This is a genomic window from Candidatus Poribacteria bacterium (genome assembly GCA_016866785.1).
In the GTDB taxonomy this organism is placed as follows: domain Bacteria; phylum Poribacteria; class WGA-4E.
Genome location: VGLH01000046.1, coordinates 1 through 13,302, shown reverse-complemented (window position 1 = coordinate 13,302; position 13,302 = coordinate 1). Strand labels below are relative to the sequence as shown.

The following is a 13,302-nucleotide window of genomic DNA, read 5'->3' as shown; positions in this document are numbered from 1 at the left end:
GCCCATGAACCCAAGACCGATCAACACGCGCACCGCGACCGGCGACGACTTCCCGTGGGGGCGCATCCGATGGCTCAGCTCCCAGGCGCTGGACCCCGACGCCGAGATGACCTTCGGCGTCGTCTACATCGACCCCGGCGAGTCGAACCCGTTGCACTACCATCCCAACTGCGAGGAGGTCATCTTCGTCCTCGCAGGGCAGTGCGACCATCGCCTGGGAGACGAATCCTTCGCGCTCGAAGTCGGTTCGTCGCTGCGGATACCACGCGGCGTCGTCCACAAGGCGATGAACACGGGGTGGGAGCCCGTGATGATGGTCATCGCCTACTCAGCTCCGAACCGGGAGACGGTGTTCCTCGAAGGCTGAGGTGGCGGCACGCGGCATGAAGACGGATCGCGTCACATCATCTCAGGGCGCGGAGTCGATACGGAGCTCGTCGTCGGCGACGCGCCTTGTCGTCTCCCCGCGCAGCATCGAGGAGTTCCGCGCGCGGATCGCGGTCGGTGATCTCCTCGCCGGTCGCGTGCTCGAAAACGTCGACGAAGGGCGATCCATCGTACGATTCCTCGACTTCAACGTGGTCGCCGAGTCTCAGACGCCGATGGAGCGCGGCGCGACGGTTCGCGCCGAGGTGACGGCGATTGGCGACCAGGTTCTGATGCGGCTCCTCCAGCCGGGCGGATCGCTCGAACAGGCGGTCGATCTCCTCGACCGGATCGGCGTGCCGACCACGCGCGCGAACCTCGAAGTGGTCGCGCTGATGGCGCGCGCCGGCGTGCCGATGACCCCGGCGAACCTGGTCGAAATCCTGAACGCTGCCAGCGGCAATCCCAGCATCCCGCCCGATATCGCGGTCTTGGCGCGTTCGCTGGGCGTTCCGCTGTCCCCGTCTTCGCTCGATGCTCTGGCAGCGCTGGCAGAACCGATACCGCCGTTGGGAGATGGACTCGCCTCGCTTCAGGGGAACCTGGCTGCTGCTACTCCGATCCTCGGGGAACGAGGTGAGGCGGCTCGGACGCTTGCCGCGTTTCTGACGGGGATCGTGGTCGATCCGAACGCGGGCAACGTCGCTGAGCAGACGCAGCGGTTCCTCGCGGCACTGGGGTTGGGCGTCGAGAGGGCGGTCCAGGGCGACAACCCCTCGGCGGAATCGCTCAAATCGCTGCTTTGGGCTGCCCGCGCGGAACTGGGCGCGGCTCTGGGAGCGGCGGGCCCTGCGGGCTCGACGACCCTTGCGGCGCTAGCCGGGAACATCGACGGCTTGCTGCGGCAGTTGGACGCTCTCCAACTGCTCGCCCGACTGGCTCCATCGTCCTTGCCCAACCTCTACCTGCACTACGCCTACTGGGCTGGCATCCCTCGCCCGCTCACGCTGGAGGTTCGCCATCGGTCGCGGAGCCCCGGCGAGGAGACCGAAGCGGACAACACAGACATCGAGTTCGCCGTTCGGACGCAGCGATGGGGGGTTGTGCGCGTGCGCATGGCGATCCGCGATGGATCTATCACCGGGCGGCTCGAGACAGAGACGACCGACGGCAGGCAGTTTGCGCAGAGCCGGATCGGGACGCTCGTTTCGCGGCTGGGCGACATCGGGTACACGGTGCAGGCGTTCGGATGCATGGTTGCGGGGAAGCGGCAGGAGCCGGTTGTCGCTCGTCTGTCGTTGAGCAGCGCGGGCTCGGTCGACTTGGAGGCGTGAATGTCTCCCAAACCCCCAACCAAATGGACTGATCGCGCGTCAGACGCATTCGCACAACTGACTTCGAGCGACGCGAAGCCGAAGGTCGTCCGGCTGCGAGACGGCGGCGAGGCATCCAATGGCGAACGACCGTCGGACAAGCTCTTGCGCATCGCGGAATCCAGTGGGTGGGACATCCACAGCGATCCAGACCTGGTGGACTTCCTTTCGACGGTCGATGTGGCGGAGAACGTGCCGCGAAAGCTGAACGACCTGATCGCCGAGGTGCTACTGTTCTGCTGGGAACTGGACGGTGAGGGGTCGGTAGGTGAGGAGCCGGCAGACGGCTCCTCACAGACAGTCCGGTGACTCGGTCGGCGGCATATCTCCGCTGCCGACAGACCTTTGAAGGTGACGACGCACTTCAGGAGGATCATCCATGAAGCTAGGCGTGGTGGGCGCTGCCGCTTCGCTGGCGGCTGCCCTCGGTTGCGGCGGCGGATCGAAAGCTCCGGTGGCGGCTTCCCCGGCAGAGGCAGTTCAAGAGGTCTCGTTCTCGGCATTCATCGCGCCGGTTCTCGCGACCAAGTGCGTGCGATGCCACACGGGCGAACGGGCTGCCGACGGGGTCAAACTGGCTTCCTACGAGGAAGTGATCGAGCACGTTGTACCGGGCGATGCGGATTCGAGCCACCTCTACGAGATGATCTCCGGTCCCCAGCCCAAGATGCCGAAGGGCTCCGCCGCGCTGCCGGAGCGCACCCAGCAACTCTTCCGCGACTGGATCAACCAGGGCGCCAAGAACAACTAGGCGCTGAACCCGCTCTCAGAACACCCTGGCGATCGTCGCGACGCCGAACGTGACGGCAATGGCGATCGCCAGCGGCAGCAACGCCCCGACCGTCGTCCATTTCGCGCTCCGAGTCTCCTTCCAGATCGTCCAGATCGTCGTTGAACAGGGGTTGTGGAGGAGCGAGAACAGCATCAGGCAGATGGCGGTCAACAGCGTCCAGCCGTGACCGTCGATCAACACCGCCCTCAGTTCGTCGAGACTGTCGAGCTCCAGCATCGTCGACGCGCCCAAGTACGCCATCAGCATCGTCGGGACGATGATCTCGTTCGCCGGGATCGCGACGATGTACGCGAGGATGATGACCCCGTCCAGTCCGAGCGCGTTGCCAAACGGATCCAGGGCTCGCGATACGATGGCTGTCAGCGACTCCCCGCCCACGGCGATGGCTCCGAGCAGCCAGATGACCATGCCCGCTGGAATCGCCATGACGACGGCGCGGTAGAGGACGAACAGCGTGCGGTCGATGAGCGACGTGTAGAGTGTCTGTAGTATCTTCGGGCGTCGGTACGACGGCAGTTCGAGCGTGAAGTGGCTCGCCTCTCCCTTCAGCACCGTTCGCGAAAGCGCCCAAGATACCAACAGCGTCATGCCGATTCCTAGGACGACGACGAGCATGACCGTCCCCGCCGCCGCGACGGACGCCAGCACGGGTGGGAACGACGCAGCGACGAAGATCGTCGCGAGCATGATGAGCGTTGGGAACCGCCCGTTGCAGGGCACGAAGTTGTTCGTGAGGATCGCGATGAGCCGCTCGCGGGGGGAATCGATGACGCGGCACGCGGTCACTCCGGCGGCGTTGCAGCCGAACCCCATGCACATCGTCAACGCTTGCTTGCCATGGGCTCCCACCTTCTGGAAGGCCTTGTCCAGATTGAAGGCGATCCTGGGTAGGATGCCGAAGTCCTCGAGAAGCGTGAACAGAGGGAAGAAGATCGCCATCGGCGGCAGCATGACGGCGACGACCCATGCGAGCGCCTTATACGCGCCGTCCCAGATGAAGCCGGTGAGCCACGCAGGCGACCCCATCGAGGCGAACCACTGGGAGCCCCAGTCGCCAGCGGCGAACAACGCGGTCGCGATCATCTGCGAGGGCACGTTCGCCCCGGCGATGGTCACCCAGAACACGACGGCGAGCGCGACACCCATGATCGGCAAGCCGAACACCGGTGACGTGATGATGCGGTCCAGCAGATCGCCATACCGCTGCCGGCGGCTCGCGGTGTAGCGCACGCAAGCGGCGACGATGCGTTCCACATGGGCGTAGATGCTCTCGACGATGTGGTCGCGGTACTCCGGCGGGAAGGAGCGTTGCACTTCGGAGGCGCACTCGATGACCGTCCTACCAGCCTCGATTGACTGAGGCGGCGCTTCGACGGGAACGGCTGCCGGGCTGTCGCCGAGGAGCGCCAACTGACCCGTCGCGACCGCCTCCCGCATCTTGGGGTCGCCGTCGAGGAGCCGCATCGCCACCCAACGGGGACAGGAGAGCTTCGGAAACGCCTGCGCGACATGCGAGGTCAGGTCGTCGATCCCTGCTGCGACGGGCTCCGCCGATTCGATGCGCTTGGGGTGCGGGCGCACCTCGCCAGAGGCGACACCCAGCACGGCGTCCATCAGTTCGGGAAGTCCCTCACCGTGCAGCGCGGACGTGGCAACCGCGGGAACCCCCAATGCGTCCGCCAGCGCATCGACATCCACCTCGATGCCCTTGGCGCGGGCTTCGTCCATCAGGTTGACGCACACGACAGCGCGATCCGTGATTTCGAGTACTTGGAGGACGAGGTTCAGGTTCCGCTCGAGAACAGTCGCGTCGACGACGACGACCGTGCAATCCGGCTGTCCGAAGAGGATGAAGTCGCGCGCGATCTCTTCATCGACCGAAGTGGACAGCAGCGAGTAGGTGCCGGGCAGGTCCACCAACCGGAACCGTTTCCCGCCGTGTCGGAGTGTACCTTCGGCGCGAGCGACGGTCTTGCCCGCCCAGTTGCCGGTGTGCTGTTTGAGCCCCGTGAGGGCGTTGAAGACCGTGCTCTTGCCGGTGTTCGGGTTGCCTGCCAGCGTGATGGTGTAGTCTTCCGCCCCGAGCGGCGGAGCGATCTGAAGGAATGACTCCTGTGCTCCGTGCGCAGTCGGCGCGCCTTCAGGGACCGATCGCTGCATCTTGACCTCCCTTGCCATCAGATCGAACGGCTTTCGCGTACAACGCGGATGCGCTCGCTCTGGTCACGCCGCAGAGCGATCATCGACCCACGCACGCGATAGGCGCAGGGATCGCTGAACATGCTGGATAGGGCGCATTCCACAATGGTTCCGGGGACGATACCCAGATCGAGGAGTCGGCGGCGAGACATGCCGCGACATTGCTCGTCCAACCGCGTCACGCGCCCCTTCTCTCCCAGCCGCAGGTGCGACAGCGGCATGTCGTCTGCGTGTCGCCTCACCGCCTCCACGCCGACGCGGCTGGCGGCGGCACGCGAGACGACGATGTCGTTCGATCCGTCGTTCAGCGTGATATCGGCTGAACCGGATTCGCGCACCTCGATGGTCATGCCAGGGCGGACCCCGGCTCTTGTGAGTTCCAGGAAGGTGGACGCCGGCTCATCCTCGACGTGAACGACGCGCGCCGGAACCCCGGCTTCCCACTCGCTCAACGAGGTCGAGTCATGCTGCATGCGATCGCCCGGCGCGGCGGGGATCGGGTCGCCGTGCGGGTCTTCGCGCGGGTATCCAAGGAAGGCGTCGAGCGATTCGACGCCGTCCGGGCTCAGTCGATGCTCCGCGCGATCCGCCTCCCGGTGGAGCGCCGTCGCCGGCTTGCCGATCTCGTCGGCGAGGTAGCGTTCCCACAGGCGATGGGCGCGCACGATGCGCAGCGCCCACTCTTCGCCTTCCTCCGTCAACCGCAGACCGGCGGACGAGACTGAGAGCAGGCGGTGCTGCTCCATGTCGGCGACGAGCTCGAGCGCTTCCTGGTGCGATGTCTGGAGGTGCCCTGCGAGTGATTTGGCGGTGGCGAGTCGATCCTGATCCATGCCGCTGAGCACGTGCTTGAGCGTGTCCTCGACGAGGACGCGCCGGACGCGTTCCTGACGCCTGCGCGATCTGAAGAGTGCCATCGGCTACCTCCCGGGATTATTTAGCCTGTGCTAAATGATAGCTCGCTGACACCACGCGGTGCAACCGATGGTGTACGGTCGGGTTGAACGCGAGCGCGCGAACGGATACGCTCGGATGGTCGCCTGCCGAAACGCCGACTACACGTGGGGATCGTACGTTGGAGTCACGCTTGCCGCCGGTCCGCGCCGTCCTGTTCGATCTCGATGGCTTGCTTGCCGACACGGAGACCCTGCAGAAGCAGGCGTTCGAGGAGGTGTCACAACGGTACAGCTCGCAGCGCGTCACGATCTACGAGGAGATGCACGCGTCGTTTGTGGGCAAGTCCGACTTGGAGAACGCGCGCGAGGTCATCGACGCGTTCGGTCTGAACGTGGACGCCAGAACGCTGATCGAGGAGCGAGCGGATGTTTACGTAGACATCCTCAATCGGTCGGCGGTGGAACCGATGCCGGGGATCGCTGGGCTTCTCAAGGGGTGCCGCGAGCGAGGGCTGCGCATGGCGGTGGGCTCCAGCTCCATCCGTCGGTTCGTGGAGACCTCGCTGGCGCAGGTGTTCCGCTCGATGTGGTGGGAGGATGCGCCCGGGGAATGGTTCGACGCGATCGTCTGCGGCGACGATCCGACGATAGCGGCTCGTAAGCCGGCTCCTGACATCTACTTGGAGTGCGCCCGGCTGTTGGGCGTCCGACCCGTAGAATGCCTTGTGCTGGAGGACTCGGCGTCGGGTATCGCGAGCGCGCGACGGGCTGGCATCGAGCGCGCAATCGCGGTTCCCAATGAGTACACGCGGTCGCACAACCTCAGCGATGCGTACGCCGTCCTTCAGAGCGCCGACGAGGTGCTTTCTCGTGGCTGGCTGGACGCGTGAGCTCACTTGACACGCCGGTGTCCCAGCCGCTATACGGCTGAGACGCCATGGGTCGTCTGCCCTTCGACTCGGGTGCTCGTGTCATACCTGAAGGAGACGAACGATGCGACGAAACGCGCTTGCGTGCATCGTCGCGGCGCTGGCGGCGTCCATTTCGCTCAGTGCTGCGGCGCAGAAGATCACGGTCGGGTTCGTCGGTGACGAGGGTTCCTTTGGAGCGCACAACAAGGGCGCTCTCAAGTACGCGAAGGCGAACTACGCCGTCACGGTGATTCATCCGAACGATCTGGCTAAAGCCGCTCTGACGAACCACGCGGTCGTCTGGTGGCACGACGGCGACACCGACCCGAATCCGCTGCTGTCGGACGCTGGCAAGAAGGCTCTGAAGTCGTACGTGGACAGCGGCGGGGCGGTGCTCCTCTCGGCGGCGGCGGAGATGCTCGCCAGTCCGCTCGGCGTCGAGACCGGCGTGCCGCGCATCTATGGGCCCGGGAACGACGGACAAGCAGCCGCCGTCGTCATCCGTGACGATACGCTGAACCACCCCATCTGGAAGGGGTTCAACCGGAAGGTCGGCGAGAAGATCCAGGTCACGTCGCTTGGGTACCCGAAGAGCTCGGACTACTGGTCGCGCAAGTTCGTCGATGCCGTGACCATCGGCAACTGCTGGGAGACCGGCAAGGACTGGGCCGACGAAGTGGGCGCGTTCGTCGAGTGGACGTCGAAAGCCGGCAAGGTGTTCGGGATGGGCTGGCGACTTCCCCACTTCACGGACGACAACAAGGACCTCGCAACGCTGGGCAAAGTGACGACCAACGTGATCGAGTACCTCGCCAGCGGTTCCGCGTACTTGTCTGTGGACCCGTCCGGCAAGGCAGCGACGAAATGGGGCAAGCTGAAGACCAGCCGCTAACGACGATGCCAACGTCGGCAACCGGCGCAAGGAGTTCGCTGGAGCCGCTTCGCGCCTTGACGTGTGGCCGATGGATTCCGATAATCGGTTCGGGCGCGGTCGAGTTCGATGCGCTAGGGAGGGAAGTCCATGTCGAAGTCGCTAGGCGTGCTCGTCCACGGAGCGGGTTGGGTCTCGACACAGCACATCAAGGCATTCGAGGGGAATCCGCACACGCGCGTCGTTGCGGTGTCGAGCCGTCGCCTGTCGAGCGCTCGGGCGCGCGTCGAGGAGGCGGGGTTGAGGGACGCCGGCGTGTACGACGACTTCGACGCGGCGCTCAAGCACGACGGTGTCGATATCGTCTGCGTGTGCACGCCGCAGCAGCACCACGCCGCCAACACAATCGCGGCAGCGAACGCTGGCAAGCACGTGGTCATCGAAAAGCCCATCGCGAACGGCATCGACGAGATCCGCGCGATGCGCGACGCCGTGCACAAGGCGGGCGTGCGGACCATCGTCAGCTTCGTGCTGCGGTGGAACCCGCTCTTCGAGACGCTAAAGGCGATGATCGCCGATGACGCCCTCGGCAAGGTCTACGCCGTCGAGGCGGATTACCAGCACGACATCGCCAGTTGGTGGACGGGCTACGAGGATGCCCGCAAGAAGACAACCGGCGTCAGCGCGTTCGTCACGGGCGGATGCCACGCCATCGACGCGATCCGCTGGTTCGCGGGAGCCGGTCAGTTCGAGGCGGCGAAGGCGACCGAGGTGTTCGCCTATTGTGGCGGCTGGCGCAAAGGCTTGAACCGCGAGTACGACTACCTCGCCGGGAAGTGGGTCGAGAACGCCCCGCCGTTGGAATACGAGGACTTCGAGGTCGCCATCGTCAAGTTCGACAACGGAGCCATCGGCAAGGTGTCGGTGAACTACGGGGCGATCATGCCGTACACGTTCCCGCTGGAGATCTTCGGCAACAAGGGAACCGTGAAGGACAACCGCGTCTGGTCGCACAAGTTCCCGGGGCAGAAGAGCTGGGTCACGATCCCGACGATCCTGCCGGACAGCGCCGACGTCACGCACCACCCGTTCCAGGGTCAGATGGATCACTTCGTCGAGTGCATCCTTGCGGGACGCGAGTCGCACTGCAATCTGAACGACGCGATCCACACGCACGAGATCGCGTTCGCGGCTCAAGAGTGCTACCGGACAGGGCAGCCCGTGAAGCTGCCGCTCCTGAAATAGCGCCAGGCATGACCGCGCTCGACAGCGATTGCCTGCGACGGCTCGAAGCCGCCATCCAACCGGATCGGCTCCTGCGAATGGCGTGGGAGCTCGTCAACATACCCAGCCCGACCGGCGACACGCGCGCCGCGACGGAGCACTATGCCGGTCTCCTGTCCGATGCCGGTCTCCGCGTCCGGCTCACCGATCCTCTTCCGAACGCGCCGAATCTGGCTGCCACACTGGAGGGAACCAGGGCGGGCCCGACCCTCCAGTTCGATGGGCACATCGACACCATCGCCCATGTCGTCCCCGGCTTCGACGGCTCTGAGCGCGTGGAACCGTTGCCGCACCCGCCGCCGCGCATCCACGGCGAGACGCTCTACGGACGCGGCGCTGCCGACATGAAGGGCGGACTCGCCGTCATCGCCGAGGCGGCGCGCGTCTTCGCCGAGGTCGGCTTCCCGTATCCTGGACGGCTTCTCGTCACGACACACGGATGGCACGAAGCGCCCTTCGGGTACGGACAGGACGTTCGCGAGATGATCCGCGCCGGGGATATCGGCGACGCCGCGCTGATCGCCGAGGGTCCGCACGACTTCCTCGCCGTCGCCGGTCGAGGCATGGCGATCTTCCGAGCGGTGCTGACCCGCGATGGCGACGTCCAGCACGAGAACGCGACGCCTCCCGGGACGCCGCATCCGCTCTTCGCGGCAGGGCATCTGTTGGCGCGCATCGAGGCGTTTCGGGCCCGCCTGGCGGAGCGGAGCCACGTACTGTTGCAGCCGGAGACCATCTTCGTCGGCGAAGCCCACGGCGGAGACTTCTACAACCGGTTCCCGAATCGCGCCCAGATCGTCGGCACGCGGCGATGGCATCCTGAGCGGTCGTTCGAGGACGTCCAGGCGGAGTTCGGGGAGATCGTCCGATCCGTCGGATCGGAGACGGGTGTCCACGTCGCCGTCGAGTGGCAGCTCGTCCGCGAGGGCTACCGGGTTCCTGACGCCAGCCCCATCGTCGCCGCTGCGTCCGAATCGTTCCGACTCGTCCGGGGCTCTGAGCCGCGCATCGAGGGCTTCGCCTCGGTGGGCGATGCGGCGACCTGGACGCGCGAAGGCGGCGTTCCCGCGCTCTGGTTCGGACCCAGAGCCGTCGGCGCTCACTCGGACTTGGAGTCCATCGCGCTGCCGGACATGGTCGAGCGCACGAGGATGTTCCTCGCGGCGGCTGTCGCCTACTTCAGTATGCACTGAGCGGGGCCCTACCGTCGTGCGGCTTCTGCTGCTCAACTACGAGTTCCCGCCCCTGGGCGGCGGCGGCGGTCGCGTGACCGAACGCCTCGCCCGCGAGTACGCCCGACGCGGTCACCAGGTAGATGTGCTCACCTCGGCGTACCATGACCTGCCCAGCGACGAGGAACGCGACGGCTACCGCATCGTGCGCGTCCGCGCGATGCGCCGGAGTACGAACGTCGCCCAAGTCCACGAGATGCTCTCCTACTGCGTGAGCTCGTCCATCGCGGCGGCGAAACACCACCGCGACGCGCCATACGACGCGGTGCACGCCTTCTTCGGGATACCTTCCGGCGTCGGGGCGTACTGGCTCCGGCGAAGGACGGGGCTACCGTACGTCGTGTTTCTCGGCGGCAGGGACGTGCCGCGACCGAACCCGGAGCCTCCTTACTACCGCTATCTGTACGTCCTGCTGAAACCGGCGATCCGAGCCATCTGGCGCGAGGCGTCGCACGTCGTCGCGTGCAGCGACGGACTGCGTGACCTCGCCCGCGCCACCGATCCGACCGCATCGGTCGCCGTCATCCCGGACGGCGTCGATCTGGAGGCGTTCACGCCCAAGGAGCACCGCAGCGAGGGGCCCGCGCGCATCCTCGGCATCGGCAGGCTGATCCCTCGCAAGGGGTTCGACGCTCTGATCCGCGCCACCGCAGCCCTGGAGCAGCGCGGGCGCACGGGCTTCGAAGTCGAGATCGTCGGAGACGGGCCCGAGAGGCAGTCGCTTGAACGGTTGGCGGAGACGTTGGGAGTGGGTCATCGGGTCCGATTCGCAGGAACCGTCTCCTATGCCGATCTGCCTGCGCGATACGCGGCTGCCGACATCTACGCGCTCACGTCTCACGCGGAAGGCATGCCTCTCGTCGTGCTGGAGGCGATGGCGACGGGCTTGCCGATTGTCGCGACCGACGTCCAGGGCATGCAGGAACTGGTTGAGGACGGCTCCAACGGGTATCGCTTCGCCGTCGGCGACCACGAGGCGCTGGCTCAACGGCTAGAGGAGCTCATCGCTAATCCTGCGAGTCGCGCCGCATTCGGCGTTGCGAGTCGCCAGCGGGTCGAGCGCTACTCGTGGTCGAGCATCGCCGACTCGTACCTGGAGCTGCTCCAGGACGCGGCGCGAGGCGGAGGGCGCCGATGAGCGCGGCGTTCGTACGGTTCAAGCGATGGGTGAAGAAGCATCGGTGGCTGTATGCCGTCGCCTCGTGTCCCTATGCGGCGCCCGTATGGGATCGACGGGTCGCGCGGCTGATCCGCGAGGCGGGTCCCCTGGCTCGCGTCGCCGACGTGGGAGCCGGCGAGCGGAAACGCGCCCCGCATGTGTGGAACCTGGAGATCGTCCCGATGCCGGGCACGGACGTTGTCGGTGACTGCCACAGGCTGCCCTTCGCCGATTCGTCCCTGGAACTCGTGATCATCGAAGCGGTGTTGGAACACGTCAGAGACCCGGCGGCGGTTGTGGACGAGATACGCCGGGCGCTCCTGCCAGGAGGCATCGTCTGCGCCGCCGTGCCTTTCCTGCAAGGATTCCACGCCTCGCCGGCGGACTACCAGCGCTGGACGCTCGCCGGATTCGAGGCTTTGTTCGCCGCGTTCGATGTCGGCGAATCCGGCGTGTGCGTCGGACCGACGGCATCGCTGCACTGGGTCTTGCGCGAGTGGGTCGGACTGGTCGTGTCGTTCGGGAACCTGTGGATCGCGAAGGTCGTCGCCTGGCTGGTCGGGTGGGCGACCGCGCCGCTCCTGTTGCTCGACCTCTGGCTGGCGCGACGACGCGATTCGCATCAGATCGCCAGCGCCGTCTACGTCATTGCACAGCGACCACCCACAACGTAACGGCAGCGGCGAGGGCGACGAGGACGCACTCGACGGGGAGCCCGGTTCCCCAGGTTCTCACCGTCGCACGGAGTCTCCCGCGCTGGGCGTCCGAGTCTCGATCCGGGTTCACCAAAGCTCTCATTCCGCTCCACGTCACCGTCGAAAGCGTCTGGAACCAGACGACGAACAGGAACCAGCGCGTCAGGTCATCGCGGCATACGACCCACCCGAGCCCGGCTCCCAAGATCGTGCCCGAGACCGCGATGGCACTGGCTAGGCGAGCGCGAACGATGCCGTCCGCGTAGAACCGACGAGCGTTCCGGATCGACGCGATGCTCGACAGCACCAACCCGAGCAGGAACGGCGGGGCATGAGCCCCTGCGACGAGCGGCAGCAGCAACATCGCTTCGGCGTAGGGAGCCGAAAGCCCGACGTTCAGCGGCGTGACACGCAACAGCGAAGCGATGTAGACGGCGGCGTAGACCGACGCGAGGGCGACGAATCCCCACGTCGGGACGGACGGAAGGGGATGGCGACCCGTCTCGAAGCCGCGCGCCGTCAACAGCAGCCATCCGAGCCCGATAGCGGCGCCCGCCGACGCCCCGAAGGTGAGCTCCATGACCTTCCACCAATCGACCCACCTGCCAACCGGACGACCAGCCTGCGACCGATGCTGAGCCCATGCTTGGATGCTCTGCCCCAGCGGGAACCCGAAGCCTCCCGCCATGCCGAACGCGCCCATGCCCAGGGCGAACAGGTCGCGCTTCACCACGCCAACGTAGAAGGCGAGGAGCAGCAGACCCGACCACATGCCGCCCCACCACTCGACGCGCGGTCGGAGATCGTTGGCATTCGAGAAGTAGATGCGCGGGAGACGCTTCGGCGGGTCGTGAGGGCGGTTCAGGAGTCCGACGCCTGCGAGACCGACGAGGAACTGCCCAATGCCGAGACCGACGAGCTCGTGCAGGTCGTACCGGGCGTATCCAGACGCGATGCCCATCCACAGCGCCGCCGAGCCGATCCAGGCGGAGCCTTTGAGGGCGAGCCCGAACATGCCCTTCCAGTAGAGCCCGACGCTGTCCGGGTTCTGCGTCAACCCGATGGTCTGCCCATAGGTCATGACGCCGCCGGCGGACATGGCGACCGCCGCGATGCAGGCGATGCCCCAGGCACCGGAGCTCTCCGTGATCCATGCCAGAGCCAGTCCGACCAGGGCTCCGGCGACCATCGCGCCGTGCCTGCCGCCGTACTGACCACGAATGCCCCATCCGAGTGATAGCGCCATCGCAGGCAGGGCGACGGCGGCAATGGTTTGGGTCATACGCGGCGTCCCGCAGAGCCGTGCCACATCCGGGTTTCTGACCTCATTTCCTAAGTTGTGACATACGAGAACCGGTTAGAATGTGGGTCAGAATCACGGTCTCTGGATGGAGTTCTGACCATGCTACAGGATGTTCTCCGCGTGTCCGACCTCGCGCCGTTCGTCCGGGGGATTTTCGCCGAAGATGAGACGCTTGTGTGACGGGTTCTTCACGGCATCCTGCGGGCAGCGTCGCCCCGAC

13 protein-coding genes are annotated in these 13,302 nt (G+C 66.0%); 10 read left to right on the top strand and 3 right to left on the bottom strand.

From position 1 onward, the window contains the following. Positions 1–4 precede the first annotated feature (4 nt). From FJZ36_08575 to FJZ36_08560, 4 genes are all read left to right on the top strand, one after another. On the top strand, positions 5–367 hold the full coding sequence (locus tag FJZ36_08575; protein MBM3214955.1) for a cupin domain-containing protein: 363 nt from the start codon (positions 5–7) through the stop codon (positions 365–367). A gap of 16 nt (positions 368–383) precedes the next feature. After that, positions 384–1,700, top strand: coding sequence for a hypothetical protein (locus tag FJZ36_08570; GenBank protein ID MBM3214954.1), 1,317 nt, complete (start codon positions 384–386; stop codon positions 1,698–1,700). Then, complete coding sequence (locus FJZ36_08565) at positions 1,701–2,048, top strand: hypothetical protein (protein MBM3214953.1); 348 nt, start codon at positions 1,701–1,703, stop codon at positions 2,046–2,048. It begins immediately after the preceding gene. A gap of 70 nt (positions 2,049–2,118) precedes the next feature. Then, positions 2,119–2,490, top strand: a complete 372-nt coding sequence (locus tag FJZ36_08560) for a hypothetical protein (protein MBM3214952.1) — start codon at positions 2,119–2,121, stop codon at positions 2,488–2,490. A gap of 15 nt (positions 2,491–2,505) precedes the next feature. On the opposite strand, the gene feoB is transcribed toward FJZ36_08560, so the two are convergent. Then, positions 2,506–4,692 (bottom strand): ferrous iron transport protein B, encoded by a 2,187-nt coding sequence (feoB, locus tag FJZ36_08555; protein ID MBM3214951.1) that lies wholly within the window; start codon positions 4,690–4,692, stop codon positions 2,506–2,508. Positions 4,693–4,709: 17 nt separating this feature from the next. Then, positions 4,710–5,648: a metal-dependent transcriptional regulator gene (locus FJZ36_08550; protein MBM3214950.1), complete on the bottom strand. Its 939-nt coding sequence runs from the start codon at positions 5,646–5,648 to the stop codon at positions 4,710–4,712. 83 nt (positions 5,649–5,731) lie between these two features. Here FJZ36_08550 and FJZ36_08545 point away from each other — a divergent pair, with 83 nt between their 5' ends. The 6 genes from FJZ36_08545 to FJZ36_08520 all read left to right on the top strand — a co-directional run bounded on the left by FJZ36_08545 (position 5,732) and on the right by FJZ36_08520 (position 11,758). After that, positions 5,732–6,517: an HAD family phosphatase gene (locus FJZ36_08545; GenBank protein MBM3214949.1), complete on the top strand. Its 786-nt coding sequence runs from the start codon at positions 5,732–5,734 to the stop codon at positions 6,515–6,517. 103 nt (positions 6,518–6,620) lie between these two features. Beyond that, a complete protein-coding gene (locus FJZ36_08540) occupies positions 6,621–7,430 on the top strand; it encodes a hypothetical protein (protein MBM3214948.1) in 810 nt (269 codons plus the stop codon). Between the two features lie 129 nt (positions 7,431–7,559). After that, a complete protein-coding gene (locus tag FJZ36_08535) occupies positions 7,560–8,654 on the top strand; it encodes a Gfo/Idh/MocA family oxidoreductase (protein MBM3214947.1) in 1,095 nt (364 codons plus the stop codon). After that, positions 8,111–9,886, top strand: a complete 1,776-nt coding sequence (locus FJZ36_08530; GenBank protein MBM3214946.1) for a M20 family metallopeptidase — start codon at positions 8,111–8,113, stop codon at positions 9,884–9,886. Before FJZ36_08535 ends, FJZ36_08530 begins: the two co-directional genes overlap by 544 nt. Continuing rightward, positions 9,726–11,063 carry a glycosyltransferase family 4 protein gene (locus FJZ36_08525; protein ID MBM3214945.1) on the top strand — a complete coding sequence of 446 codons (1,338 nt, stop codon included), beginning with the start codon at positions 9,726–9,728 and terminating at the stop codon, positions 11,061–11,063. The genes FJZ36_08530 and FJZ36_08525 overlap by 161 nt, the downstream gene beginning before the upstream one ends. Further along, on the top strand, positions 11,060–11,758 hold the full coding sequence (locus FJZ36_08520) for a class I SAM-dependent methyltransferase (GenBank protein ID MBM3214944.1): 699 nt from the start codon (positions 11,060–11,062) through the stop codon (positions 11,756–11,758). Before FJZ36_08525 ends, FJZ36_08520 begins: the two co-directional genes overlap by 4 nt. On the opposite strand, the gene FJZ36_08515 is transcribed toward FJZ36_08520, so the two are convergent. Beyond that, positions 11,730–13,061 carry a hypothetical protein gene (locus FJZ36_08515; protein MBM3214943.1) on the bottom strand — a complete coding sequence of 444 codons (1,332 nt, stop codon included), beginning with the start codon at positions 13,059–13,061 and terminating at the stop codon, positions 11,730–11,732. The genes FJZ36_08520 and FJZ36_08515 overlap by 29 nt on opposite strands. Positions 13,062–13,302 lie beyond the last annotated feature (241 nt).

Coding starts and splice junctions, on each gene's coding strand:
- FJZ36_08575 (MBM3214955.1), top strand. CDS start 5: ATGAACCCAAGACCGATCAACACGCGCACCGCGACCGGCGACGACTTC.
- FJZ36_08570 (MBM3214954.1), top strand. CDS start 384: ATGAAGACGGATCGCGTCACATCATCTCAGGGCGCGGAGTCGATACGG.
- FJZ36_08565 (MBM3214953.1), top strand. CDS start 1,701: ATGTCTCCCAAACCCCCAACCAAATGGACTGATCGCGCGTCAGACGCA.
- FJZ36_08560 (MBM3214952.1), top strand. CDS start 2,119: ATGAAGCTAGGCGTGGTGGGCGCTGCCGCTTCGCTGGCGGCTGCCCTC.
- feoB (MBM3214951.1), bottom strand. CDS start 4,692: ATGCAGCGATCGGTCCCTGAAGGCGCGCCGACTGCGCACGGAGCACAG.
- FJZ36_08550 (MBM3214950.1), bottom strand. CDS start 5,648: ATGGCACTCTTCAGATCGCGCAGGCGTCAGGAACGCGTCCGGCGCGTC.
- FJZ36_08540 (MBM3214948.1), top strand. CDS start 6,621: ATGCGACGAAACGCGCTTGCGTGCATCGTCGCGGCGCTGGCGGCGTCC.
- FJZ36_08535 (MBM3214947.1), top strand. CDS start 7,560: ATGTCGAAGTCGCTAGGCGTGCTCGTCCACGGAGCGGGTTGGGTCTCG.
- FJZ36_08530 (MBM3214946.1), top strand. CDS start 8,111: ATGCCACGCCATCGACGCGATCCGCTGGTTCGCGGGAGCCGGTCAGTT.
- FJZ36_08525 (MBM3214945.1), top strand. CDS start 9,726: ATGCGGCGACCTGGACGCGCGAAGGCGGCGTTCCCGCGCTCTGGTTCG.
- FJZ36_08520 (MBM3214944.1), top strand. CDS start 11,060: ATGAGCGCGGCGTTCGTACGGTTCAAGCGATGGGTGAAGAAGCATCGG.
- FJZ36_08515 (MBM3214943.1), bottom strand. CDS start 13,061: ATGACCCAAACCATTGCCGCCGTCGCCCTGCCTGCGATGGCGCTATCA.